At 71.0% G+C, this 24,595-nt stretch carries 18 protein-coding genes and 2 tRNA genes; 10 read left to right on the top strand and 10 right to left on the bottom strand.

The features are described 5' to 3' along the window. Positions 1–63: 63 nt before the first annotated feature. Entirely contained in the window at positions 64–510 is a 447-nt protein-coding gene (locus ACN265_RS06040) for a hypothetical protein (RefSeq protein WP_420116821.1), read from the bottom strand. A gap of 131 nt (positions 511–641) precedes the next feature. On the opposite strand from ACN265_RS06040, the gene ACN265_RS06035 reads away from it, so the two are divergent. Genes ACN265_RS06035 through ACN265_RS06025 form a run of 3 tightly spaced genes read left to right on the top strand, consistent with a single transcriptional unit; the run spans position 642 to position 3,270 of the window. Continuing rightward, the gene (locus ACN265_RS06035; protein WP_377682013.1) at positions 642–947 is read left to right on the top strand and encodes a DUF6403 family protein; all 306 of its coding nucleotides are present in this window, start codon (positions 642–644) and stop codon (positions 945–947) included. Beyond that, entirely contained in the window at positions 944–2,302 is a 1,359-nt protein-coding gene (locus tag ACN265_RS06030; RefSeq protein WP_421406311.1) for a hypothetical protein, read from the top strand. Before ACN265_RS06035 ends, ACN265_RS06030 begins: the two co-directional genes overlap by 4 nt. Further along, a complete protein-coding gene (locus ACN265_RS06025) occupies positions 2,299–3,270 on the top strand; it encodes a hypothetical protein (RefSeq protein ID WP_421406310.1) in 972 nt (323 codons plus the stop codon). The genes ACN265_RS06030 and ACN265_RS06025 overlap by 4 nt, the downstream gene beginning before the upstream one ends. A gap of 35 nt (positions 3,271–3,305) precedes the next feature. Here the strand turns inward: ACN265_RS06025 and ACN265_RS06020 are convergent, their stop codons facing one another. Together ACN265_RS06020 and ACN265_RS06015 are read right to left on the bottom strand one after the other, a co-directional pair. After that, the gene (locus tag ACN265_RS06020; RefSeq protein WP_421406309.1) at positions 3,306–7,346 is read right to left on the bottom strand and encodes a hypothetical protein; all 4,041 of its coding nucleotides are present in this window, start codon (positions 7,344–7,346) and stop codon (positions 3,306–3,308) included. A 13-nt stretch (positions 7,347–7,359) separates the two neighbouring features. Beyond that, positions 7,360–7,689 carry a CU044_2847 family protein gene (locus ACN265_RS06015; protein WP_204926354.1) on the bottom strand — a complete coding sequence of 110 codons (330 nt, stop codon included), beginning with the start codon at positions 7,687–7,689 and terminating at the stop codon, positions 7,360–7,362. A gap of 341 nt (positions 7,690–8,030) precedes the next feature. On the opposite strand from ACN265_RS06015, the gene ACN265_RS06010 reads away from it, so the two are divergent. From ACN265_RS06010 to ACN265_RS06000, 3 genes are all read left to right on the top strand, one after another. Continuing rightward, entirely contained in the window at positions 8,031–8,675 is a 645-nt protein-coding gene (locus ACN265_RS06010; RefSeq protein ID WP_204926353.1) for a hypothetical protein, read from the top strand. Beyond that, positions 8,675–11,917 carry an ATP-binding protein gene (locus ACN265_RS06005; RefSeq protein WP_421406308.1) on the top strand — a complete coding sequence of 1,081 codons (3,243 nt, stop codon included), beginning with the start codon at positions 8,675–8,677 and terminating at the stop codon, positions 11,915–11,917. Before ACN265_RS06010 ends, ACN265_RS06005 begins: the two co-directional genes overlap by 1 nt. A gap of 80 nt (positions 11,918–11,997) precedes the next feature. Further along, the gene (locus tag ACN265_RS06000) at positions 11,998–12,597 is read left to right on the top strand and encodes a hypothetical protein (RefSeq protein ID WP_421406307.1); all 600 of its coding nucleotides are present in this window, start codon (positions 11,998–12,000) and stop codon (positions 12,595–12,597) included. A 17-nt stretch (positions 12,598–12,614) separates the two neighbouring features. On the opposite strand, the gene ACN265_RS05995 is transcribed toward ACN265_RS06000, so the two are convergent. After that, positions 12,615–13,640 carry a PaaX family transcriptional regulator C-terminal domain-containing protein gene (locus tag ACN265_RS05995; protein ID WP_421406305.1) on the bottom strand — a complete coding sequence of 342 codons (1,026 nt, stop codon included), beginning with the start codon at positions 13,638–13,640 and terminating at the stop codon, positions 12,615–12,617. Between the two features lie 298 nt (positions 13,641–13,938). Here ACN265_RS05995 and ACN265_RS05990 point away from each other — a divergent pair, with 298 nt between their 5' ends. Together ACN265_RS05990 and ACN265_RS05985 are read left to right on the top strand one after the other, a co-directional pair. After that, a complete protein-coding gene (locus tag ACN265_RS05990; RefSeq protein WP_421406303.1) occupies positions 13,939–15,342 on the top strand; it encodes a PHB depolymerase family esterase in 1,404 nt (467 codons plus the stop codon). A 192-nt stretch (positions 15,343–15,534) separates the two neighbouring features. Further along, a complete protein-coding gene (locus ACN265_RS05985) occupies positions 15,535–16,404 on the top strand; it encodes an ArsR/SmtB family transcription factor (protein WP_421406301.1) in 870 nt (289 codons plus the stop codon). Between the two features lie 19 nt (positions 16,405–16,423). On the opposite strand, the gene rox is transcribed toward ACN265_RS05985, so the two are convergent. Then, positions 16,424–17,857 (bottom strand): rifampin monooxygenase, encoded by a 1,434-nt coding sequence (gene rox, locus ACN265_RS05980; RefSeq protein ID WP_421406299.1) that lies wholly within the window; start codon positions 17,855–17,857, stop codon positions 16,424–16,426. Between the two features lie 279 nt (positions 17,858–18,136). Continuing rightward, positions 18,137–18,580 (bottom strand): MarR family winged helix-turn-helix transcriptional regulator, encoded by a 444-nt coding sequence (locus ACN265_RS05975; protein ID WP_204926347.1) that lies wholly within the window; start codon positions 18,578–18,580, stop codon positions 18,137–18,139. A 74-nt stretch (positions 18,581–18,654) separates the two neighbouring features. Between ACN265_RS05975 and ACN265_RS05970 the strand changes: the two genes are divergently transcribed. Next, a complete protein-coding gene (locus tag ACN265_RS05970) occupies positions 18,655–19,968 on the top strand; it encodes an FAD-dependent oxidoreductase (RefSeq protein ID WP_420116832.1) in 1,314 nt (437 codons plus the stop codon). A gap of 79 nt (positions 19,969–20,047) precedes the next feature. Here the strand turns inward: ACN265_RS05970 and ACN265_RS05965 are convergent. The 4 genes from ACN265_RS05965 to ACN265_RS05950 all read right to left on the bottom strand — a co-directional run bounded on the left by ACN265_RS05965 (position 20,048) and on the right by ACN265_RS05950 (position 23,895). Further along, positions 20,048–20,124 (bottom strand) — tRNA-Ile (locus ACN265_RS05965). Between the two features lie 132 nt (positions 20,125–20,256). Next, positions 20,257–21,498 carry an NAD(P)/FAD-dependent oxidoreductase gene (locus ACN265_RS05960; protein ID WP_421406296.1) on the bottom strand — a complete coding sequence of 414 codons (1,242 nt, stop codon included), beginning with the start codon at positions 21,496–21,498 and terminating at the stop codon, positions 20,257–20,259. Beyond that, positions 21,488–23,614 carry an MMPL family transporter gene (locus ACN265_RS05955; protein ID WP_421406294.1) on the bottom strand — a complete coding sequence of 709 codons (2,127 nt, stop codon included), beginning with the start codon at positions 23,612–23,614 and terminating at the stop codon, positions 21,488–21,490. The genes ACN265_RS05960 and ACN265_RS05955 overlap by 11 nt, the downstream gene beginning before the upstream one ends. 208 nt (positions 23,615–23,822) lie before the next feature. After that, positions 23,823–23,895 (bottom strand) — tRNA-Asn (locus ACN265_RS05950). 294 nt (positions 23,896–24,189) lie between these two features. On the opposite strand from ACN265_RS05950, the gene ACN265_RS05945 reads away from it, so the two are divergent. Next, positions 24,190–24,582: a hypothetical protein gene (locus ACN265_RS05945; protein WP_420116835.1), complete on the top strand. Its 393-nt coding sequence runs from the start codon at positions 24,190–24,192 to the stop codon at positions 24,580–24,582. Positions 24,583–24,595: the final 13 nt, after the last annotated feature.

Below are 24,595 nucleotides of genomic sequence, written 5' to 3'. Positions count from 1 at the left end.
ACAGTGCCCCCTACCGGCCCCGGGCGTCCTGTCGGCAATCCGCCAGCAGGGCCGGCGGTGCGGTCACCGGGTGCGGCGGCGGAGCAGATGGGTGCCGAGGCTGACCAGGGTGCTGCCGACGCCGGTGCCGAACAGCACCAGCACCGCCCCCACCACCCACAGCCCGGAATCGTCGGTGGCCGCCGCGTGGCCCGACCAGGCGGCCGTGAACGCAACCGTCATCACCGGCGCCACCAGCACCGGGCTGAGCAGCCAGCCGGCGACGGCGGCGACCACGACCAGGGTGAGCACCGCGCCGACCACCTGCCAGACCGCGTACGGGCCGGTGGTCGCGCCGGTGCGGGGGTCGGTCGAGTAGCCGCTCTCCCACCCCAGCCAGGCCACCCAGGTGCCGATCGTCGCGGCCGCGAGCAGCACACCGGCGAGGAGGGTACGGGTACGCGTCATCTGCACGCCCCGATCATCGTCGGCGGGGTCGGCCACCGGATGAGCACCCGTACTCACGATCACCGTCGCACCACCCTTAGCAGCGACAACCGCCCTGGTCGGGGCCCGTGTGGCGCGGGTTGACCCGATCGGCGAGACTCGGTCGGACCACCCCCGGGGGCCGTCCCCCGGACCCCGGCGAACGGTTGGAGCCCATGGCAGACCCCTCCCTGCTCTGGCTGGCCGGCGCGGTGCTGCTGGTGGCCGCAGGCGTGGCGACCACCCTGCTGCCCCACCGGCGGGCCCGCGCCGAGCAGCGACGGACCGCCTGGTCGGCCGCGCGGGCGGCGATCGACAGCGCGGCCGTCAGCCGGGACGCGGCCCCCGACCGGGTGCCCGAGGCGGAACGGTTGCTGACCCGCGCCGAGTCGCTCGCGGGTGCACGCGGCGGGGTGGACGCGGCGCGGGCGGCGGCCGAGCACGCCCGGCAGGCCGACCGGCTGTGGCGGGAGCACCGGTGAACGCCGGCAGGTACCGCCGCCTGGCCGAGCCGTTGCGCTGGACGCTGCTCGGGCTCGCCGTGCTCGTCCTGGTGGTCTTCCTGCTCGCCCAGCGGCAGCAGAGCATCGACGTCAGCTACGGCCGGTCACCGGCGTCGACGGCCGGCGTCGAGACGGGCGGCGCCGGCACCTCCGACCGGGCCACCGTGCCGTCGGTGGACGAGATGACCGCGCTGGTGGCCGCCGCGCCGGTGGTCCGCCTGCCGGGCTCGGTGGCGTACTGGAACGAGCAGCGGGTGCGGGAGGTGGCCGGCGACACCCGGATCCTGGTCGCCCCTCCGGGCCTGGACAAAGATGAACGGGAGCGGGTCCGGGACGTGGAGAACGCTACGATCCGGGTGATCGGCACCGAGGTCAGCGGCGGCTTCTACCAGGCCAGCTCCGACCGGCTGCCCGCCTGGCGGGCGCAGTTCGCCACCGGGGACGTGACCGACCTGCTGATCGCCCTGATCACCGCGCTGCGCAAGGAGTCCACCCCGGCCGACCGGGACGAGCTGCGCTGGCGCGAGCCGAGCGGGCCGGAGCTGACCACCGTCCTGACCGACCTGCGGGCGACCGGCCGGCACATCGCGCCCGGCGCGACCCTCACCGACGTGCCCGAGACCGCCGCCCGCAACGCCTTCCCCGACGGCGCCTGGTACGTCGCGCTGCCCGTGCAACGCTACGGCGAACCCCTGCCCCGGTACGGCCCCGCCCTGAGCGCCCGGTTCCCCGACCAGCCGATCGTGCTGATGTACGGGCTCTGGATCGAATACCACGGGCCCGGCGCGGCGGACTTCGCGGAGCTGGCCGGGGCGAGCTTCTACGGTCAGTTCGCCGGTGTGCTCAGCCGCTCCGACTATCCGCAGCGCAACGTGCTGGGCGTCTACCTCAACCGGGTGACCGACATCCGCTACGCGGGCCTGTTCGAGCGGCCCCTGCCGTACCGGCCGGCCGACCCGCTGCGGGTGGCGCTGCCGGCGTTGCCGTGGCTCTTCGCGGGCTGCGTGGCGGCGTTCATGGTGCTGTCGGCCCGGTCGCTGCGCCGGCCCGACCGCCGGCTGGGCAGCCGGCGGGACACCGCGCCGACCCGGCTTGCCGGGTTGACCGCGCTGGCCGTCGAGGTGTCCCTGCTGACCGACGCCCGCAGCAACCCGGCGCTGACCCGGGGCATCGTCAAACTCCAGGCCGCCCGGTCGGCGTGGGAGGAGAAGCTGCCCGCCCGGCACGTCCGCACCCTGCTCGACGAGGCGGCGGCCGAGCTGGACGACACCGCGCGCCAGGTCGGCATCGCCAGTTACCGACCGGACAACTACCTGCGGGGCAGGCTGTCATGACACGTTCACCGTCCCCGCAGACCGCCACCGCCCGTCCGGGACGGGGACGCGTCGCCGGTCTGCTCGGCACCCCGTTCGGCCTGGCCGTGCTGGCCTGCCTGGTGCTGGCCGGCTGGGCGGTGTGGAGCGGCGGGGCGCTGGACGGCCCGATCGCCAGCCACGTGCGCACCACGTCGTTCTACGCCGACCCCGGGCTCGACGTGGACCGGGCCGAGGCGGAACGGGTCATCGGCAACCGCCGGCTGGTGGTGATCCTGCGCTCGCCCGGGGCCGACCTGCGGGACACCTGCAAGCAGGTGCACCGGGCCGCCGACGGGACCGTCGTGCTGGTGCTCAGCCGCGACGGCGACGACTACGACACCTACGGCTGCGCCCTGGTGCCCGGCTACGAGAAGAAGAACCTGGGCAAGGCCGCCGCCGCAGAGATGATCATCGGTCGGGGCATCGACACGTTCGTCGACCGCCCGCTGGAGGCCGTGAAGGTCATCGCCGTCAACTACGACCGGCTGGTCAAGGCCGGCACCGTGCCCGACGGGGCGCGGACGATCAGCCCGTCGCTGCCCCGGTTCCTGCTCGCCGCCGCGGCGGTGACCGGGGTCGTCGCCGGAGCGTCGGTGCTCTACCTCGGCGGCCGGCGGGCCGGGCGGCTGGCGGCGGCCCGGCGGGTCCGCCGCGACGAACGCACCGACAGCCGCAGCGCGCTCAGCGCCGCCACCGCCGGCCTGGCCCAGCAGATCATCGACCTCGACCCGACGTACGCCCTGCTGAGCAGCCGCCCCGACGGCGACGACAGCAGCTTCGTCCGACGCTACCGGCAGTTGACCGCCGACCACACCGCCCTGCTCGACCGGCTGTCGACCCTGGACGACGCCGACGAGCCGGCGGTACGGGAGCTGACCACCCACGTCGAGTCGCTGAGCCGCCGGGCGCAGTCGCTCGCCGACGGAAAACCCGGCAGGTCCGGGTAGCCCGTCGCACCGACCCGGGTCGGGCTTGGAGTGCTTCAAAGCCGGATGGTCAGGGCCAGCAGCCCTCGATCGAGCCCCACCACCAGGGTGCCGTCAACGTGACAGCAGGTCAGCGCAGGGTGATGAACCGGAATTGTCAGCAGAGCCCGCCCGGTAAGCGGATCCCAGAGCCGGACCGTCCGGTCGCGGCTGGTGGACGCCAGCAGGGTCCGCTGGCCGACCCGAACCACGCACACACCGGTTACCTGGCCGGTGTGTCCGGCCAGAACATGCAGCCGACGGCCATCTGCGCAGTCCCAGAGCCCGACGGTCCGGTCAGCGCTGGCCGACGCAAGGCACACCTGACCTTCGAGTGGCACCGCGCCCAGTGCGGTGATCGCGTCGTGGTGGGCGAGTTGCTGCCACCGCTGGCTCCCGTCGTCGTTCCAGAGCCGTATGACGCCGCTCTTGTCGCCGGAGACGAGCACCTCGCCCTCCGCCGACTCAACGACCGCCAGCGCTGTCACCCAGTCGCTGTGCCCGGTGAGTCGATTGCGGATGCTGCCCCGCAACGGATGCCACAGACGGATGGTCACGTCTTCCCCGGCCGAGGCCATGGTCACCCCGGCCGCCGTCCGGATGGCCCGAACCGCGTTGACCGCACCGTAGTGCTCCGCCATTCGGCAGCCAGCCTGACCCGAGTCGACCTCCCAGAGCTGCACGGAGTAGTTCTCATGGGCGGCAGCCAGTTGGCGCGGTTCGTCGTCGATGATGCTCAGGTCATGAATCGCGCCGTCGATACCCACAGGCGGCAGTTCCCCCCGAGAGCTACCGTCGATCGGTGACCAGAGCCGCACCGAGCCGTCCAGACCGGCCGACGCGACGAGCGTCGCACCTTCCGCACCTTCCGTCGGTACCGCGCAGACGGCGGTGACCGGTCCGGACCACCCGCCGCTGACCACCGGGGCGGCGGTCAGGCTGCGGGGATCCCACAGTCGCACCATCCCGTCATCACCGGCCGTCGCGATCAGCTTCCGATCCGCCATCGGAATCTCGCAGACCGCCCGGATCCAGTCGGATTGTCCGCGCAGGCTGTTCTGGTGCTGGCCGGTGCTGGCGTCCCAGAGCCGGATCACGCCGTCCTCACCCGTAGCAACGAGCAGGCACGTGTCGTCACCGTCGACAGCACAGAGGTCGGTGAGAGGTCTGCCGCCGACCGAGAACTCGTTGACCAGCTCACCGTCGAGCGGATTCCACAGCCGTACCACCCCGTCGTAGCCGGCGGAGGCCAGCAGCACCCGCCCAGAGGAGCGCACCGAACACAGGGTGGTCACCCAGCCTCCATGGCCGCCCAATACCCGCATCTGCCGGCCATTTAACGGGTTCCAGAGCCGGATCGTTCCGTCGAATCCGGTGGAGGCGAGGAGCGACCCTGTCGCCACTGGCACCTCCGTCACAGCGGTCACCCACCCCCGGTGGCCGGTCAGGAGGTGACGCAACGTTCCAGTGACGGGGTCCCACAGACGGACGGTGCGGTCATCACTTGCCGAGGCCAGCAGTGGGCCGTCCGCTGTCCGCACGGTGCACAGGTTGCGGACCCAGTCCTGGTGTCCGCGCAGTTCGTGCATCCGCAGCCCGGTGAGCGGGTCCCAGAGGGCGACGGTGCCATCGTGGCTTCCCGTGGCTACAAGTGCTTCGTTGCCGAGGTGCACCGCATGAACGGCTCGGACGCAGTCGTCATGGCAGTCGAAGGCGTACTCACTCTGGTTTGTCAGTGGATCCCAGAGCCGAACGGTGCCGTCCTCCCCCGCCGAGGCCAACAGGTGACGGCCGCCTACCGGCACCGCGCACACGTCGTGTACCGCTTGGGAGTGCCCTTCGAGCACGGTACGCTCGGTGCGGGCGGGGGTGTTCGCCCAGCGGGCGAAGTACGGGGCATCGTCGGCGGGTACCTCCCCACCGAGCTGGTCGAGCCGATCGACCACCGACCAGAGGGCGACCCGCTCTGTGGGACGGGCGGCCAGTGCGGCCGGGGTACGCAGCAGCAGTTGGGCGCGGGCTCGCGCCACCGGCCCGGTTGCGGATTCGGCGACCGGCATCAGTCGGTCGAGGTGGGTGTGCCGCAGGTAGCCGTCGTCGGTCAGCAGTTCGTCCACCAGGCCGGTATGCGCGGCGTGCTGGGGCAACGAGCGGAGCAGGTATTCAGGGGCAGCCTCCCAACCAACCGAACAACCCAGTGTCATCCAGGTCCGCACGAGCTGTCGTTCGTCGGACAACCGAACGCCCACCTCCTCCCGGTTGGCCAGTAGGGCCTCGTTGAGGGCCTGGTGGAACAGGCGGTAGGTCGGGTTGCCTGCACCGCCCGACTCAACCAGAAAGTTCGCCGCCGACGTCCGGGCGAACTCGGTTAGCTGAGGTCCACTCACTATCCCACCGAGCGCCTCGGTCCCCGCCTGCCAGAGAGCGATCGGCAGACCCGGCGTCTCGGCGTAGGCGAGCACGGTGAGCGCCAACCGGGCCGGCAACACACCGATCGGTGGCAGCCCCGCCACGTAGGTGTCAAGGGCATCCGCAACCGTGGCGGTGAAGTCGACCCGGTGCGGCGCGACGGCCTCGGTGTCCCGCAGAGCACGGGCACGGGCGATCAGTCCGGCAACAAGGAAGTTCCCGTTGGCCAGGCTGGCGATCCGGCGGGCGACTGGCGCTGCGACCTCGGCATCCCGGTATGGGTTGTCAGGACGTTCCGCCCCGAGTAGTTGAAGCGTGGCTTGGGCGTAGTCGGCAAGGTCCGTCTCGGCGAAGAACTCGGACGCGTCTAGGTCGACGATCTCCACGTCGCTCCCGAACTCGGTAAGCAGGTCCCCGCGGCCGTCGGCCCGCCGCATCCCGACGACGACCTGCACGCCGACCGCCCGGGCGAGCGGAGCGAGCACGTCGTTGATCAGGGTCCGCGCGTGTTGCGGCGCGACCGCCTCGTCGAGCGCGTCGATCACCAGGGTGAAGCGGTCCCGATGGGATGCCAACCGGTCCCGCAGAGCGGGTACGAGGTCCACCGGGGCTGCCGGGAGCGCCACGGCGGCGGCCCGGGCAATCTCCGTCGCCACCTCCAAGGCCGTCTTGCCCTTGACGTGTACGGCGCAGGAGACCGAGCCGACGGTCGCCTGCTCCGCTGTGTCGTCGGCGGGGGACATGGCGCGAAAATTGGAGTCCGCCGTGGTCACGATCCGACCCAGCACCGCTGACTTCCCGACCCCGGGTGACCCCGTGACGACCAGGGGACGGCCGGCGGCAAGCGGCTGGTCGAGCCAGTCGATCACCCGGCGCAGCGCCGCAGTACGACCGCGGAAGCGCGATCCTCCCTCGGTGTTGGACGCCACTCCACGCGCCCGGGGCGACCAGTGTCGCCCTGCCTCCTCGTCACTGCTGAGCGACCAGCCCCAGGCAGCAAGGGCGGAGTCACCCGCGTCCTCGGCACGCCATGCGGCCAACGCGGAGAGCTTGAACTCTGGTAGTTGTTCCTCGGCGTGGGCAAGGGTGAGCGCGTGCCCGTCACCCGTCTGGCCGGCGGCCTCGATGACGATGCCGACGACCGCCTGGTAGTCGGGGGACCAGAGTCCCGCCCCGCTGAAGCCGCCGACCACCTCGGTGCCGGAGTCGGGCACCAGGTGGACCCGACCCCATCCCCCTTCGGAGCGGATCGTCCCCTGGGCGGAACGACCACCCTCGGTGTGCGCCGGGAAGCCGTACGCCCACCACGGCTTCTCCACCAGTTCCTTTGACGTGAGGCAGCGCAGCCTGGCGGGGATGACCGATGCGGGCACCGGTTCGACGAGTTCCAGCAAGACCAGATCGACGTTTTTATCCACTCGGCCGTTGTGCAGACACTGCCCCACCTGTCGCCGGTCCCAGTAGCCGACTCCTGCGGCCCTGGGGAACGACACCCACAGATCGTCTCGCAGCGCGCCGTTGTGGAACACCACGTGTTCGCAGGCCAGCACAAGATTGGTGTCAATCACCACTCCGGAGCCGATCGGCGGCTTCACGCTCCGCCCGCCGATGTGGAGGGCGACGGCCCAGGGGTCCACCGGCGCGGTCATCGCGGCACCGCTCTCAGCCCTCCGCCCGATCGACACCGGCCAACGGGTTTCCCGGCCGCCAGGAGAGGGTGATCTCGAAGTTTCCCTCGGTGGCGGCTTTGGCCACCAACCAGTTCGTGGTGCCGGTCACCTTGATACCGAACTTGACGTCGACTCCATCGGGGGCGAGGGATCTGACCTGCTCGAGCACTTCGCGGGCAGCCTCGATCGCCGGGCCTGCGGCGTCCTTCACACAGCCGGCGATGTCCCCTACTCCAGCGGGCTGGAAACCAGCGACCGGCTCGATCTCGAACCGTACCGTCGACGTGTCGGTCAACTCGTAACTGACAACCTCTGAGGACACCTACGTCACCTCTCGTCGCTCATCCGCACGCAGCCTCGAAGTGGGTGGATCGGCAGGCAGTCGGCAGCGCGCCGGGCTCTGGCCGCAGCAACCAGGACAGGTCGCCGACCATAGCGCACAGGACCCGACCACGAGCCCCGACCACACACCCCTCTCGACTTACCAAACCCCTGGTGAGCAGCGGTTTTCCTGACCGGGTAGCGATCAGCTGTCGGATATCGGCAGCTATTCGTGGAGCTTGCGCGGTCCGCACACCGTGTGCAGAATCGGCGAGGTGCCGAGTAACCCTCGGCTTGTCGGCTTCGACAAAATCCGTGTTCCCTGCCCGAAGGAGCGTCCGCATGGCCGGCGCAGAGCTGTCATCCGTCCAGCGGTTCGTTCTGATCACCCTGATGATCAAAGGCAGCGCTGTGCCGAACACCTATTTGCGAAACACCGCCGGCATCAGTCTGAGTCGACCACACCGCGATGATCTGCGCGATCGTGGATTCATCACCGTCGCCGAGAAGCCGCTCGTTCTGGAACTCACCGAGAAAGGGTGGGGTCAGGCGATTGAAGAGTTGAGCGGAAGCGTTCCGCCACGGGCCGGCGCGGCCGGCGGTGCGCTCTACATCGCCCTGGGCTTCCTCCGAGGTCTCCTTGATCACTTGAAGGTCGCGCCATCCGAGTTGTTCACGCTACGGTTCGCCATCCACGAAGCTACCCTCACTCCGGCCCAGGCTGAGCCCCCTACCTCGCAACTCGACGTGGCATCCGCCATCCGCGAGGCGTACGGGACGGTGGCACAGAGCGGGGATCTGCTCCCTCTTACCCAACTGCGCACCGCGCTCAAGGCCCAGATCGATGCCGCCCTCATTCGGATGAACCGTGAACCGGACGTACAGATCATCCCCAACTCCCAGCAGGGAGATCTCACGGCCGAGGACCGCGCCGCAGCAGTCCGCATCGGAAACCAGGACCGGCACCTAATCTCCATCACCTCGTGATGGACGAGGCACACCAGCGCGCGTTGACAGCGCTCCGCTTCGATTGGGCTCCCACCCCGGACGATGTCTGGCAACCACTGACCGACGTGCATGTTCCGGCGCTGCATGACAGCATTCTGCGCCAGGTGCTCGACGGGGTCGCCGAGGCGAGGAAGTCCGGCGACTCCAGCCCGATCGGCTTCGCCATCCTCGGTATCCGCGGCACCGGCAAGACCCACCTGTTGGGCGCGGTCAGGGAGCAGGTCCATGCCGAGGGAGGCTACTTCTTCCTGGTGAGCCTGCTAGAGGCAAGCGCGTTCTGGCGCAGCACGGCTCTGTCCATCCTCGATGGCTTCTTCCGCGAGCTACCCAGCGGGGAGACCCAACTCAGGACCTTCCTGCGCCGACTCGCAGAGCAGGTCAGCGCACCTCGGGCGGTCCGTCGGGCGGTGATCGGGGACACCGAGTTAACCCGCCCGAATCTCGACGCCTTCGTTGACCTGACTCGTAAGCTCAACCGCCAGGTTGGAATGGAGTGCCAGGACACCATACGTGCCCTCGTCCTCCAGGCCGCGGAGGATCCGCGGCTTCAGGACATCGGTTACGAGTTCCTCTGCTCGAACGACGAGGAGGAGGCCGGTCAGCGGGCCGCCTGGGGTATGCGACGAGGGAAGCGGTCCGCCCAGGAGGTCGTTCGCGATGTGTCTCGCCTCCTGGCCCTGACCGGACCGACAGTTGTCGCAGTCGACCAGATCGACATCTTGGTCAACCAGTCCGAGAAGATGCAGGCCCACGACGAGCAGGCCCGCTGGCAGGCCACGTTGTTGCTGGAGCAGATCGCCGGTGGGCTGATGGCCCTGCGGGAGCACACCCGTCGGTCGCTGTCGGTGGTCTCCTGCCTTCCTCAGGTGTGGGCAAAGATCAAGAATGAGGCGACGGACACGGTCCAGGACCGCTTCCGGGAGGCCATCCAGCTCAACGGCCTGCCCAACGCCGAGGTCGCCCGGGATCTGGTCGCTCGGCGATTCGCCCGCTGTTTCGCGGAGGTGGACTTCACTCCGCCGTACGACACCTGGCCGGTGTTGCCGGCTGCCTTCGACGAGGCGGTAGACTTCACCCCGCGTGAGTTGCTCCGCACGGTCGATGCACACATCCGGACCTGCCTGTCCGTCGGCGAGGTCCACGAGATGGCACACCTGACGCAGTCCGCGCACGCAGCACGGGTGCTGGTCAGGACGGTTGACGAGACCTCCGGGCCGGCAGCGGGTCAAGGAAACCCAGGCCTGATCGACAGCCGGTTCGCCGAGTTGCTCGCGCAGGTGGATCCTTCCTCGGCGCTGCGGCCGGAGACCGAGGACGCGGTGGTACCCGAACTGCTCACGGCCGGTCTCACTGCTTGGATCGCCGCGCAGGGCACGACTACACGACCGTTCAGCATCGACCCTCGCGCCGGCGGCAAACCCGCACTCCATGCGCGGATGCGACGCAACGTCGACGAGGAGACCGAACGCCAGGAGCACTGGTCGTTCCGGGCTGTCCGCGCACCGCACCACATCGCCGCCCTGAACCGGATTCGGAACGCCGTCACCACCGCAGGGCTCACCGCCGGGGTGGCGGAACGCCGGCTCTTCCTGCTCCGCACGCCTGCCTGGTCGCCGGGAACCCGCACCCAGGAGGTCATCAAGGCGTTCCAGGACGCCGGGGGAAGAACGCTGCCCTTCGATGAACCGGATGTGGTCCGACTCATGGCGCTGCGTGATCTGATCGGCGAGTTCGGGCTGGAGAGTCTCCGGGAGTGGTTCATCACCCGCTGCCCGGCCGATGAGGTGGTCATCTTCCGCCAAGCGTTCGCCGATGTCACCCTCCCATCCGACACCACCTCGTCAGAGGCAGCCGCCCACGTCGAACCGGTCGGTCCCCCAGCGGTGGTGGGACCGTCCGAGGCGGCCGGGCGGTCCGAGACGACGATGCCGCCCGAGGCGCTGCGTTCCGAGGGCGATGGCGTTCCAGCATCGGCTGTCGCCCCGACTCCAGGTGCGGCCCTGCCGATCGGGCGGATGGTCAGAGACGGCTCGCCCGTGGGCATTGATCTGGAGGCGCTGCGACGACACGTCGCCATATTCGCCGGGTCAGGCTCGGGCAAGACAGTTCTGATCCGGCGGTTGGTCGAGGAGTGCGCCCTGCGAGGGGTCTCCTCGATCGTGCTCGACCCGAACAATGACCTCGCCCGACTTGGCGACCGATGGCCCACTCCACCTGGCGCGTGGGAGGACACGGACACCGATCGGGCAGCGGCCTACCTCGCGCAGACCGAGGTGACCGTGTGGACTCCCCGCCTGACAGGTGGCCGGCCACTGACCTTCCAGCCGCTGCCGAACTTCGCCGACATTCTTGACGACCCGGACGCGTTCGCCGCCGGCGTGGACGCCGCCGTGGTCTCCCTCGCTCCGCATGCGAGAGTGGACGGCGGAACGGACAAGGCCAGACTGGGCCGTGCCGTGCTCCGCGAAGCGCTCATGAGCTACGCGCGGACCGGAGGCAGCGAGTTGCGGGCTTTCATCGGCTTGCTCAACGCGCTCCCGGATGGTGTCAGCCTGTTGGACGATGCGCCTCGGCTGGGCGCGAACATGGCTCAGTTACTGACTGCGGCTATGGTCAATGACCCACTCTTCGGCGGCAACGGCGCACCGGTGGACCCGGGTGTGCTCCTGACTCCTCCGCCAGGCCGACGGGCTCGGGTGTCGGTCATCAGCTTCGTCGGCCTACCTGATGACCAACAACGGCAGAGTTTCGTCAATCAACTCCAACTGTCGCTCTTCGCCTGGATCAAGCGGAATCCGGCGGGGGACCGGCCGCTCGGCGGGCTGTTCGTGATGGACGAGGCGCAGACCCTGGCCCCGTCCGGGGCGTTGACCGCCTGCACCCAGAGCACGCTCGCGCTGGCATCGCAGGCCCGCAAGTACGGGCTCGGCCTAGTCTTCGCAACCCAGGCACCGAAGGGTCTACACAACCAGATCCCCGGAAACGCGGCGACCCAGTTCTTCGGCCTGCTGAACAGCCCTGCCCAGATCGACGCGGCGAAGGAACTGGCCCGGGCCAAGGGCAGCGAGATCAGCGATGTCGCACGGCTACGGACAGGGCAGTTCTACGCGACGCTCGAGGGGAGCGAGTTCACCAAGGTCCAGGCGCCGCTGTGTCTGACCCATCACCCGCGTAGTCCGCTGACCGCCGAGGAGGTGCTGGACCGGGCCCGTCGCCCGTGAGCCGACGGCCGCCGACCTGCGGATCTTGCCACCGGGATCTAGCGTGGAAGGAGCCTGTTCACCGGCAGTAAGGATCATCGATGTTGCGCAAGCATCTGGTCGGGTTGATCGTCGGCGTCGTCGTCATAGTCGGGCTGGGGGCCGCCGCCGTGGTCTGGCTCACGCTCAACAAGCCGGAGTCGACCGGGTCGGGTCCGGACGCGGCGGCACCGGCCGGGGCCACCCCCTCCGGGCCCACGCAGCCGGCATCCGGCAGCCCCGCCCCGTCGACCGCCGTGCCCGGGGCGGCCGCTTCGGCGTCGCCGGAGGCCGGCCCACGGCAGATGAGTCGCCTGCTCTACGACGACGGGCAGAACACGGCGACCGTCACGGGTCTGGAGGTGACGGCGGGAACGTTGCGGGTGCAGCTGCGCTATGCGACCCGGTCCCCCGGCGGCTGGGTGCTCAGCTGCCCGGCCCGGACGGCGGATCTCCAGTCGTCGCATCTGACGATGGCCGACGGGCGGCAGGTCTTCCCGGTCGACACGTACTGCGCGTCGCAGCGGCCCGGCACGGATTTCACCCTGCGGCCCGGGGCGGTCCTGGAGAGCTGGGGCGTGTTCCCGGTCGTGCCGTCCGGCGACGACCTCTTCTCCCTCACCTGGTACGACCTGGGCACCGTCGAGGGGTTGAAACTCTAGCGCCGGGGCCGGCCGGGTCAGTGCGACGGGGACGACTCCGCCAGGTCGGTGGCGGCTGCGGGTGGGGCGGAACTGCGGGCATCGGTGGCGCACACCCCGGCGAGGAGGTCGGCGGTGCTGTGCGCCCGCACGTCGGCGGCCTGCGCGCCGTCGGCGAACCGGGCGACGACGGCCCGGACGTGCCGCTCGGCGGTGTCGGCGAGCCCGTCGTAGACGGCGGCGAAGGTCTCCCGGGCGGGGCCGCGCAGCCAGCCGGCGGGCAGCAGCCGCAGCGGTAGCTGCGGGTCGAGGGTGGGGAACCGCCGGAAGGTGTCCATCACCTCGGTGCGGGCCCGGACCGCCTCGGCGCCGTCGACCCGGCCGGCGGCGATCCGTGGCAGCAGGGGCCGCCAGCGCCGCAGGAAGCTCTCGTACTGTTCGGCGACCGCCGCGACGTCCCAGGCGTCGAGCGGGTCGCGGCCGGCGACCGCGTCGAGGTCGATCCGACGGCCCCGGAACACGGTGACCGCGCCGAGGTGGAGCTGGGTGAGCTGGGCCCGTGCCTTCGGGGTCAGCTCGTGCGGCGAGATCCACAGTCCGTCGTACAGCGGCGCGTAGCCCAGCCACCGGAGTTGGCCGCGCAGGGCGCGTCGTTGCGCGCTGCGCTCCTGGGGCAGGGAGAACGCGACCAGGGTCCAGCACTCGTCCCACGGTTGGGTGGTGGTGGTCGCGGCCATCACCCAGCTGCCGCCGACGGAGAGGCTGACGGCGGCGGACCGGCTGAGCCGGTACGAGCTGCGCCGCCCCTGCCGGCTGCCCTCCAGTACGCCCCGGCGGGCCAGCCGGCTGATCACGGTCCGCGCGCCGGCGAGGCTGACGTCGGACTCGGCGAGCAGCGCGACGATGGCGGCGGACGGCAGCCACGCCCGGGTACGCAGCGTGTAGTCGGCCAGCAGGGTCACCGCGACGCCCTGGGGCGAGTTGCCGGCCTGCCGTCGGGGCAGCCGCACCGGGTGGTCCCCGTCGTCGGGGAAGATCTCCTCGATGTCGAACGGGTGTGGCACTGGGACGCTCCGGGCTCGGCTGGGCGACGGTGGCACCGACTGTAGACGGCGCACCGGTGCCCGCCTACCGAACGCGGTCCGGGGTGGACCCGGGTGCGGAACCGGTGACCGTCAAGTGTATCGAGGCCATTCGATTGACACTTGTGGGACCGAGGAGAACACTAAGTGCCATGCAATGCCCTAGGGCCGGGGCAGGGCATGCCGGACGTAGTGGGCCGGCGCGGACGACACGGGCATCCGGGCGTACCCGTGCCGCACGGTCGCGCGGCCGATCTCAACCTGTGAGGGAGTCACGCCCATGAGAATCAGACGGAGACTGTTGCTCGCCCTGGCGGCGCCGCTGGTCGCCACCGTGGCGGCAGCCGCCCTGGTGGTCCCGACGCTCCAGCCGGCGTACGCCGCGTCGCTGGTCGAGGTGACCAACTTCGGCGACAACCCCGGTCGGATGCGGATGCACATCTACGTGCCGAACACCCGCCCGACCAACCCGGCGATCGTGGTGGCCATGCACGGCTGCGGCGGCACCGGCCCCGGCTTCTACTCCAGCAGCGAGTTCGCCTCGCTCGCCGACCGGTACGGCTACATCGTGATCTACCCGTCGGCGACCCAGCAGGCCGGTTTCGGCAACTGCTTCGACACCTGGTCGGACGCCGCGAAGCGCCGGGGCGGCGGCAGCGACCCCGTGTCGATCGTTTCGATGATCAACTACACCGAGCGGCAGTACGGCGGCGACCCCCGCCGGGTGTTCGCCACCGGCAGCTCGTCCGGCGGCATGATGACCAACCACATGCTGGCCGTCTATCCGGACGTGTTCGCCGCCGGGGCCGCCTTCATGGGGGTGCCCTACAACTGCTTCGCCAACGCGGCCGACTACCCGCCCGGCGCCAGCCAGTGCACCGGCGGGAACATGAACCGCACCCCGCAGCAGTGGGGCGACGCGGTCCGCCAGCAGGCGTACCCCGGCTACACCGGCCCCCGGCCGAAGGTGCAGCTGTGGCACGGCACCGCCGACACCCTGGTGCCGTACTCGCTGCTCCAGGAGACCATCGAGCAGTGGACGAACGTGTTCGGGCTCAGCCAGACGCCCACCTCCACCGACACCCCCCAGGCCAACTGGAACCGCCGCCGCTACGCCGACGCCAGCGGCAACGTGCTCGTCGAGGCGTACAGCGTCCAGGGGGCGGGGCACAGCCTGCCCTCCGGCGGGATGGCCGCCGTCGCCCTCCAGTTCTTCGGCCTGACCAACCCGACCCCGACCACCCCGCCGCCCACCACTCCCCCGCCCACCACTCCGCCGCCGACCACGCCTCCGCCCACCACTCCCCCGCCGACCACCCCGCCGCCGACGACGCCCCCGCCGACCACCACCCCGCCGCCCAGCTCCGGGGCCTGCCGGGTCACCGCCAGCGTCAACGCGTGGAACAGCGGCCTGACCGAGAACCTGACCGTCACCAACACCGGTTCCAGCGCCGTGAACGGCTGGTCCCTGGTGTTCACGCTGCCCGGCGGGCAGAGCATCACCTCCGGCTGGAACGCCACCTACTCCCCCTCGTCGGGGCAGGTGACGGCGCGCAACGCCAGCTACAACGGCACCATCCCGGCCGGCGGCTCGATCGACATCGGCTTCCAGGCCAACCACACCGGCAACACCGCCAAACCCTCCTCGTTCACCCTCAACGGCGCGGCCTGCACGGTCGCCTGACCGACCCGGTCCGCCTCCGGGTGTGACCCGTCATCCGGTACGGGCCACCCGGCCCGTACCGGATGGTCCGCTCCCCCGCCCGTCACCGGGCGGGGGAGCTTTCCGCGTCCGGCGCCCGGGCCGCCCACCCTCCTCGCCGCCAGCGGGACCTCGCTTGACATTAGGCAGTCAAATGCCTGCATAATGCTGGTCATGGCCGGTGACATGGACAAGGTGTTCAAGGCGCTCGCCGACCCGACACGTCGCCGGTTGCTCGACAGCCTCCGCCGCCAGGACGGTCAGACCCTGGGCCAACTCTGTGCCCAACTGGCCATCACCCGGCAGTCGGTGACGCAACACCTCGGCGTGTTGCAGGAGGCCAATCTGGTCAACGCCGTCCGCCGCGGCCGGGAGAGGTGGCACTACCTCAACCCGGTCCCCATCCACGAGTTGCCGCAGCGTTGGATCGCCGCGTTCGAGGAACCCCGGCTACGGGTGCTCGACGCGATCCGCCGACAGGCAGAGGAGCCGCAGATGACCGTCACCAAACCCACCTTCGTGTACGTGACCTACATCCACGCCACCCCGGAACGGGTCTGGGAGGCGTTGACCGACGCCGACCTGACCGGCGCCTACTGGGGTCACCACAACGTCTCCGACTGGCGACCCGGCTCCCGGTGGGAACACCGACGCACCGACGGCTCGGGCGTCGCCGACGGCGGCGGTACGGTCCTCGACGCGACCCCGCCGACCCGGCTGGTGATGACCTTCGGCGACGTCGACGCCGAGGCCGGGCCGGACGCCTCCACGGTCACCTTCCTCATCGAACCGCACCGGGACATCGTCCGGCTGACCGTCACGCACGTGAACCTGCCGTCCGACGAGGACTTCGACGCGGTCTCCGCCGGCTGGCCCGCGGTCATGGCCAACCTGAAGTCACTGCTCGAAACCGGCCGCACGCTGCCCCAGGCACCCTGGGAGATGCACGCCGCGCTGCGGGCCGCCCAGCGCAACGGCGGCGACGGCACGACCCGGCCCGACCCGACGCACCCCGACGCCGGCCCTACCGGCCGGAACGGCTGAACCCGGACAGTCCCCGGGATCACGCGGTGGCGACGCCGAACCACCGGGACAGCCGGTCACGCAACTCTCCCTGGTCGTCACCGACCCACGCCACGTGCCCGTCGGGGCGCAGCAGCAGCGCGGGCACCTCCAGTTCCCCACCGACGTCGACGACGCGGTCGACCCGGTCGGTCCAGCCCTCCACCGAGAGTTCCCCGGTCTGGTCCAGCAGCAACCCCCGGCCCCGGTGCATCAGCCCGTAGAGGCGTCCCCGCTTCAGTTCCACGTCCCGCAGCCGCCGGCCGACCAGGTCGTGATCGGCACCGAGGTCGTAGCGGACCGAGATCGCGGTGATCTTCTCGATCAGGTACCGGTTCACCTGTTCGAAGTCCATCAGCTCGGTCAGCAGCCGACGCACCGCCTGCGGACCGGGGGCGAGCGACATCAGCTCCGTCTGTGCGCGGGTGTTGTCCAGCACGTCCGCCGCCACCGGCCGGCGCTCCGCCTGGTAGGTGTCCAGCAGGTCCGCCGGTGCCCAGCCGGCGACCTGCGCGGCCAGCTTCCAGCCCAGGTTGAACGCGTCCTGGAGACCGAGGTTGAGCCCCTGCCCGCCCAACGGCGGGTGCACGTGTGCCGCGTCGCCGGCCAGCAGCACCCGGCCGACCCGGTACTGCTCGGCCAGCCGGGTGGCGTCGCCGAAGCGGGACAGCCAGCGGGGCGAGTGCACCCCGAAGTCCGTGCCGGCGGTCGCCCGCAACTGCTGCCGGAAGTCCTCGATGGTCGGCGGGACCGCCCGGTCCTCACTCACCCCGGCAGCCGGTACGACGACGCGGTACAACCCCTCGCCGTCCCCGACCGGGCCGACCCCGAACCGTAGCTGCGTCTTGCGCACCCGGGTCATCACCGCGACGACCTCGTCCTGCGGCGCGGTCAGCTCCATCACGCCCAGCAGCGTCTCGTTCCTGGTGGGCTCACCGGGAAAGCCGACACCCAGCAGCTTGCGCACCGTGCTGCGGCCGCCGTCGCAGCCGACGAGATAGCGGGTACGCAGGCGGGTGCCGTCGGCCAGCTCGGCGGTCACCGCGTCCCCGTCCTGGCTCAGCCCGACCAGTTCCGTGCCCCGCCGGATCTCGACGCCGACTGCGGTGGCGTGCTCGGCCAGCAGCCGTTCGGTGACCGGCTGCGGGATGCCGAGGATGTAGCCGTGCGCGGTGTCCATCCCCGACGGCCAGTCCTTGACGATTCCGGCGAAGTAGCCGCCGATCCGGAACTGTTTGCCGTGCGCGAGGAACCGCTCCAGCAGGCCCCGCTGGTCCAGCAGTTCGATGCTGCGCACGTGCATGCCGAGCGAGCGCACCACGCTGGTCGGCTCGGCGTCGCGCTCCAGCACCACCACCCGTACGTCGTGCAGCCGCAGCTCGGTGGCCAGCATCAGGCCGGTCGGCCCACCGCCCACGATGGTCACATCGATCATGGATTCCCCGTTCGACTGCTCGCGTTGCCTGATGCGTCGAAACCAACGCATGCTTCGCGAATCTCGGATTTCGCCAGGTTCCGGCGTCGACTGGAGATTCTGCACCGGCACCGGGGTCTTGCCACAAGACCCGGGGTGCGATATATGTTAGAAGTGGCAGGGAGGGTCTGACTCCCTGCCTTTGCTGTTGCCCCTGCCGGGGCCGCCAGGTCCGCCCCGGCCACCGGGCAGCCCCCGTTCCCCCGCGTGCGTGACGCCGCACATCACGGCGGCAACCCGCTACCGGCCCAGCCGCTCGGCGTGCTCGTGACAGCTCTGCGTGGCGTGCCTGACGAATTCGAGGATGTGCGCCAGCGTCTCGTCGTCGTACCGCCGCAGGAACGCCTGTCCGTCGGTCACGATCGGCCCGTAGATCGCGCCGATCTTCCGGTTGGCCGCCTCGGTGGGGCGGACGGTCACCCGGCGACGGTCGGCGGTGTCGCGTTCCCGGGTCGCGTACCCGGCGCGTTCCAGCCGGTCGATCGCGGTGGTGACGCCCCCGGTCGTCATCCCGGCCGCGACGGCCAGCTCGCCGGGGCTCGGGGGCTCCGGCGCGAACAGCAGCTCGAGGCAGCGCATGTCCGTGCGGTTCAGGCCGAGCAGGTCGGCGGCGCGCTGGTCGAGCACGTCGACCGCGCGCTGGTACGCCTGCATCGCCTCGCCGAGCTGCTCCGCCAGACCCATGGTGGGAAATTCTAGCGAACCGTCGTAAGGTATCTAGAGAATCTAGTAATCAGAGTTTCTAGAGGAGCGGGGACATGGACGTACTCGTGATCGGCGCCGGGACCGGCGGGATGTGCCTGGCACACGGCCTGCGACAAGCCGGCATCAACGTCGCCGTCTACGAGCGGGACCGCACCCGCAGCGACGGCCTGCACGGCTACCGGGTCGGCATCGACCCGCACGGCAGCCGGGCGCTCAAGGCGTGCCTGCCCGACCAGCTCTACCGCACGTTCGTGGCGACCTGCGCCCGCGCGCCGGAACACTTCGTGTTCTTCGACGAGCAGCTCCGGCCGACGCTGGCGCTGCCCCTGCGCCCGGCCACCGACGACGTCGACAGCGAGAAGTCGGTGAGCCGGATGACCCTGCGCCAGGTGCTCTTCACCGGCATGCAGGACGTCATCCACTTCGACAAGACCTTCGTCCGCTACCAGCACGAGGCCGACGGTCGCGTCACCGCACACTTCGCCGACGGGACCACCGCGACCGGCGACCTGCTGGTGGCGGCGGACGGTGTCAACTCGGCGGTACGCCGCCAGTACCTCCCCCACGCCCGCACCGAGGACACGGGCATCATCGCGATCGCCGCCAAGGTGCCGATGACACCCCGGACCACGGCGCTGCTGCCGACGCGGTTCTTCCCCGGCATCGGCATGGTCCTCGCGCCCGGCGGCAAATCCTGCATCCTGCACTGGATGGAGTTCCCCTGGGACCAGCAGGGCCGGCCGAGGAACGACGACGAACTGCTGGCGCGCTGGCCCGGCCTGCTGTTCGACAACACCCGCGACTACCTCAACTGGGGCATCGCGGCAGCGGCCGACACGTTCCCGGCGGACATCGCGACCTACGGCGGCGACGACCTCATCCGTGCCGCCCTGCGGATGACCCCGACGTGGAGCCCCCGGCTGCGCCAACTGTTCGCCCTCGGCGACCCGAGCACCGCGTTCGCCATCACCATCCGCACCTCGGTGCCGATCCCGGCCTGGCCCAGCACGAACGTCACCCTGCTCGGCGACGCCATCCACACCATGACGCCGGGCCGGGGCGTCGGTGCCAACACCGCGCTGCGCGACGCGCAGCGCCTGACCGACGAGCTGACGCTCGTCCGCGACGGGCGCAAGGGGCTGGTCGAGGCCGTCCACGACTACGAGACCCGCATGATCGAGTACGGCTTCCAGGCCGTCCGCGACTCCCGGGAGCAGATGACCGCCGACGCCCTGGTCCACAAGCCGGTGCTGGGTCGCGTCGCGCTGGCCGGCATGCGCGGCTATCTGCGCGTGGTCGACCGGGTGCCGGCGCTCAAACGCAGGATGATCGACGGCCTGTACGAGTACCGCGGCGGCCAGGACTGACCAGCACCGGGCACGGGAATACCGGTCGCGGCCTGCGCTTCCGCACCCCTACGCCCCGCCGGTCCGGACATCCGTTCGCTGGTGGGGCGGGCGGGGTTCGAACCCGCGACCGAGGGATTATGAGTCCCCTGCTCTAACCGGCTGAGCTACCGCCCCCGTACCGCGCCGGATCGTAACCCGCCCGACGAACCACCGGCCACCGCCGAAACGGTGCCACCCGTCGGCACCGCCTCGGCACGATGGGCTACGCGAGGATAACAGTCAGCAGCGGCTGCGGTGGCACCCGAATCAGCCCGCCGCGCGCAGTTCCGCGAGCACCGAACCGGCCGTACGCCAGCCGCTGGCCAGAGCCCCCTGGATGGACGGACTGTCCCGGTGGTCACCGGCCACGAAGATCCCTCCGCCGAGCGCCACCGGCTTGCGCAGCCGCCCCTGCGGGGGTGGCGCGGCCGGCAGCGCCTCGGGGACCGACACCGTCGTCAGGTGGTCCCAGTCCGCTGTGGAGCGTCCGTAGAGGCGGTCCAGTTCGGCCCGGATCGTCGGCTCGGGCGGGGCGGCGGGGCCGACCACGGAGGTCGCCACGAGGTGCCGGCCGGGCGGAGCGTACGACGGGACGGCCCGGCTGACCACCACCGTGTTGGCGACGAGTTCCCGCCGGTCGCCGTCGACGAGCAGGATCGGTTCGTCGAGCGGCGGCTCGGAGGCGCTGTGGTAGTAGGTGGTGTAGCTGTGGGTGCGTACCCGGGGCAGGGTGGGCAGCAGCGTGGTCGCCGCCGTCGGGTCGGCGGCGACCACGACGGCGCGGCAGGTGATCTCACCGGCCGGGGTGCGGACCCGGCCGGGGGCGACCGAGGTGACCGGGGTGTCGCAGGTGATCAGGTCGGCGGGCAGCGGGGCGGCCACGGCCTGCGGCAGCGCGGCCATCCCCCGGGCGGGCAGGCCGATCCGGCCCCGGACGAAGGAGCGCAGGATCATCGCCAGCACGTGGCTGGAGGTTTCCAGTTCCCGGTCGATGAGCACGCCGGACAGGAACGGCCGGATCAGCTCCTCGATGATGGTGTCGGACAGCCCGGCCCGGCGCAGGGCGGTCTCGCTGGTGGTCTCCGGCGCGCCGAGCAGCCGGTGTGCCGGCAGGGTGGCGCAGCCGGTGGCGAGGGCGGCGAAGCGCAGCCGGTCGGCCAGTGAGCCGACGCCGGCGAGCACGGTGGCGGGCGTGCCGCCGGGTTCGCGTACCGGGTGGACCAGCCGGTCGAGCCGGTCGCCGCGGCGGACCAGCACCCCGGAGGTGAACCAGCCCAGGTCGAGGGTGCCCAGGTCGAGCAGGGTGCCGAGCCTCGGGTAGGCGGTGTTGAGCACCTGGAAGCCCCGGTCGAGCAGGTAGCCGTCGACCGCGTCGGTGGCGACCCGGCCGCCGATCCGGTCGCCGGCCTCCAGCAGCCGCCAGGGCACCCCCGCCCGGTGCAGCCGGCGGGCCACCGCCAGCCCGGCGAGACCACCGCCGACGATCACCACGTCCGTCTCAGCGACCATGTGCCACCTCCGCGTCGTCGCGCGCCGACCGGGACAGTCGGCTCGGCCACCACACCGCGGGCCCGATGTCGTACGACAGGGCGGGCACCAGCAGCGAGCGGACCACGATGGTGTCCAGCAGTACCCCGACGGCGACCGCCACACCCAACTCGACGAGCACCACCAGCGGGAGCACGGCGAGCGCCGAGAAGGTGGCGGCGAGCACGATACCGGCCGAGGTGATCACCCCGCCGGTGACGGTGAGCCCGGCCAGCACCCCGGCCCGGGTGCCCCGCCGGGCGGATTCCTCGCGTACCCGGCTCATCAGGAAGATGTTGTAGTCGATACCCAGCGCGACCAGGAAGACGAACGCGAACAACGGGAAGGACGCGTCGACCCCGGGGAAGTCCAACAGGTACGTGAAGATCAACGCGCAGAGCCCGAGGGTGGCCAGGAAGGACAGCACCACCGTCGCGATCAGCAGCACCGGCGCGACCAGCGCCCGCAGCAGCACGGCCAGGATCACCGCGATGACCACCAGGACCACCGGGATGATCACGTTGCGGTCCCGGGTGGACGCGTCGGAGGTGTCCACGTCGATCGCGGTGAACCCGCCGACCACGGCGTCGGCGGCCGGCACCCGGTGCACCGCCTCGCGCAGGTCACGGATGGTCTGTTCGGCCGCGTCGCCGTCCGGCGGGTCGGTGAGGGTCGCCTCCAGCTGCACCCGCCCGTCGACCACCAGGGGCGGGGCGTCCGGGTTGGGCGGGCCGGCCTGGTCCCGCTGGGTGACCGGGCGGACGGTCGACACCCCGGCGACGCCCTGCGCCACCCGGGCGACCTCCCCGGCGGTCTGCTCCCGGGTGAAGATGGTCGCCGGGCTGCCGGTGCCCGCCGGGTAGTGCCGGGCGATCACCTCCTGCCCGGCGACCGAGTCGGTACGGTTGGTGAACAGCTCGGACTGGCCGAGCGAGGTCGCACCGAGCTGGGTGAGGCCGAGGGTGAGCAGCGCCAGCACCACGGCGGTGGTCAGCCAGACCACCCGGGCCCGCCGGGCGACGAAGCGGGCGATCCGGGCCCACAGCCCGTGTTCGGCCTGCGGGTCGGCAAGGTCGACCCTGGGGGTACGCGGCCAGAACGCCCACCTGCCGCCGAGCACCAGCAGCGCGGGCAGGAACGTCAGCATCACCAGCAGGGTGGCGGCGATGCCGATGGCGGCCACCGGACCGAGCGCCCGGTTGGAGTTGAGGCTGGACAGCAGCAGGCAGAGCAGGCTCACGATGACGGTGGCCCCGGAGGCGGCGATGGCCGGGGCGGCACCCCGCCAGGCGGTACGCATCGCGTCCCAGGGGCGCTCGTGCCGGTGCAGTTCCTCCCGGTAGCGGGCGATCAGCAGCAGCGCGTAGTCGGTGCCGGCGCCGAAGACGAGCACCGTGAGGATGCCCTGTGCCTGCCCGTTCAGCTTGATCACGTCGTGCTCGGCCAGCTGGTAGACGAAGACCGACGCCAGCGCGTACGACATCCCCGCCGCCAACAGCGGGAACACCCACAGCACCGGGCTGCGGTAGACGACCAGCAGGATGATCAGGACCACGACCAGGGTGACCAGCAGCAGTGGCCCGTCGATGGCGGAGAAGACCTCGATCAGGTCGGCGAGCAGGCCGGCCGGGCCGGCGACGTCCACGGTGAGCCCGTCCCGGTCGCCCCCGGCGATGCTCCGCAACTCGTCGACCACCCGGCCGATCTGTTCGCCCTCGGCGTCGTCGATCGGCACCACCACCTGCAGGGCCTGCCCGTCCTGGCTGGGGATCGGTGGGGGCAGCGGCCCTGCCACCCCTTTGACCTGGGCGAAGCGGGCACTGTCGGCGGCCGCCCGTTCCTTGTCGGCACCGGTGATGCCGGTGCTGCGCGCGTACACCACCAGGGCGGGGGTGGTGGGTCGGGCGACGAAGTCGGCGGCCAGGTCCTGGGCCTGGGTCGCCTCGGCGTCGGCCGGCAGGAAGGCGGCGTTGTCGTTGGTGGCGACGTCGCTCAGCCTGCCGGCGTACGGTCCGGCGATGCCGCCGACGACCAGCCAGGCCAGGACGACCGCCACGGCGGTCAGCGTGGCCGCGCCGCGGCCCCGTCCACCGGCCATCCCGGTCCACCCCTCAGTCGACGCACCGGTCGACGCGGCGCGAGTCCAGGTCGACATCCGTCATCCTGCCGCCCGGGTACGTCGTGCGGGGTCGAAACCGCCCATCCGGCGCACCCTCTTCGCGGTCAGCGCGGATCGTCGGCGGCGGGGAAGGAGATACGCGAAAAAGCCCGTCGGCGGGGCCGACGGGCGGGAGTGGAAGACTGGGCTCCCCCGTTTGGACTCGAACCAAAAACCTGCCGGTTAACAGCCGGCTGCTCTGCCAATTGAGCTACGGGGGACTGCTGCGCCGCGTCGTACCGGATCTCTCCGGCGCTCGGCGACGGCACAAGAGTACAGGACTTCGGGGGGGTTCGGTCCAGGGGGTTACCGCATTCGACCACCGCGCTACCGCCCGGAATGATCTACGCTCACAATGCGGACAATTCGTCATCCCGGCACAACCAGGTATGACTGCGGAGCAGGATGGGTAGTTAGCTGTCGACCGAGGAAGAACGTGGGGCGCGACGATGGTCGGTCCCGACCGGGCACCACCGGCGGGAGCGACGGGAGCGTCAGGTACGGAAGGAGCCGCCATGCGCGGAAAGATCATGTTTCTTGGCGGGCTGGCTGCGGGCTTCGTCCTGGGCGCCCGTGCCGGCCGGGAGAAGTACGAGGAGCTGGTCGTGCGGGGCCGCAAGGTGCTCGACCACCCGACCGTTCAGGAGGCCGCCGGAGTCGCCCAGGCTCAGGCCACCCGCCTGTACAGCGAGGGCAAGGACAAGCTCGGCCAGTCCAAGCTCGGCGAGAAGCTGCACACCGGCAACGGTGGCAAGCCGGAGTTGACCCCGGCCGACGACGCCTTCGCGGGCACCCCGGCCACCGTCGGCGCCAAGTCGGGTGTCAGCCCGACCAGCTCGACCGGCTCGACCACCACCACCCCGAAGCCCAAGGCGCCGGGCACCGGCACCAACGGCAGCACCCTCTGATCGTCCGTACGTC

The organism is Micromonospora sp. WMMD730 (genome assembly GCF_049178955.1).
Taxonomy (GTDB): Bacteria; Actinomycetota; Actinomycetes; order Mycobacteriales; family Micromonosporaceae; genus Micromonospora; species Micromonospora wenchangensis.
The sequence above is the reverse complement of the archived record's forward strand: the minus strand, read 5'-3'. Positions and strand labels throughout refer to the sequence as shown.

Bases quoted from the DNA above. Each gene is read 5' to 3' on its own strand.
- ACN265_RS06005 (WP_421406308.1), top strand. From the start codon at position 8,675: ATGGACGAGGCACACCAGCGCGCGTTGACAGCGCTCCGCTTCGATTGG.
- ACN265_RS05990 (WP_421406303.1), top strand. From the start codon at position 13,939: ATGAGAATCAGACGGAGACTGTTGCTCGCCCTGGCGGCGCCGCTGGTC.
- ACN265_RS06020 (WP_421406309.1), bottom strand. From the start codon at position 7,346: ATGACCGCGCCGGTGGACCCCTGGGCCGTCGCCCTCCACATCGGCGGG.
- ACN265_RS05945 (WP_420116835.1), top strand. From the start codon at position 24,190: ATGCGCGGAAAGATCATGTTTCTTGGCGGGCTGGCTGCGGGCTTCGTC.
- rox (WP_421406299.1), bottom strand. From the start codon at position 17,857: ATGATCGATGTGACCATCGTGGGCGGTGGGCCGACCGGCCTGATGCTG.
- ACN265_RS05985 (WP_421406301.1), top strand. From the start codon at position 15,535: ATGGCCGGTGACATGGACAAGGTGTTCAAGGCGCTCGCCGACCCGACA.
- ACN265_RS06025 (WP_421406310.1), top strand. From the start codon at position 2,299: ATGACACGTTCACCGTCCCCGCAGACCGCCACCGCCCGTCCGGGACGG.
- ACN265_RS05970 (WP_420116832.1), top strand. From the start codon at position 18,655: ATGGACGTACTCGTGATCGGCGCCGGGACCGGCGGGATGTGCCTGGCA.
- ACN265_RS05960 (WP_421406296.1), bottom strand. From the start codon at position 21,498: ATGGTCGCTGAGACGGACGTGGTGATCGTCGGCGGTGGTCTCGCCGGG.
- ACN265_RS06010 (WP_204926353.1), top strand. From the start codon at position 8,031: ATGGCCGGCGCAGAGCTGTCATCCGTCCAGCGGTTCGTTCTGATCACC.
- ACN265_RS06000 (WP_421406307.1), top strand. From the start codon at position 11,998: ATGTTGCGCAAGCATCTGGTCGGGTTGATCGTCGGCGTCGTCGTCATA.
- ACN265_RS05975 (WP_204926347.1), bottom strand. From the start codon at position 18,580: ATGGGTCTGGCGGAGCAGCTCGGCGAGGCGATGCAGGCGTACCAGCGC.
- ACN265_RS06035 (WP_377682013.1), top strand. From the start codon at position 642: ATGGCAGACCCCTCCCTGCTCTGGCTGGCCGGCGCGGTGCTGCTGGTG.
- ACN265_RS05955 (WP_421406294.1), bottom strand. From the start codon at position 23,614: ATGGCCGGTGGACGGGGCCGCGGCGCGGCCACGCTGACCGCCGTGGCG.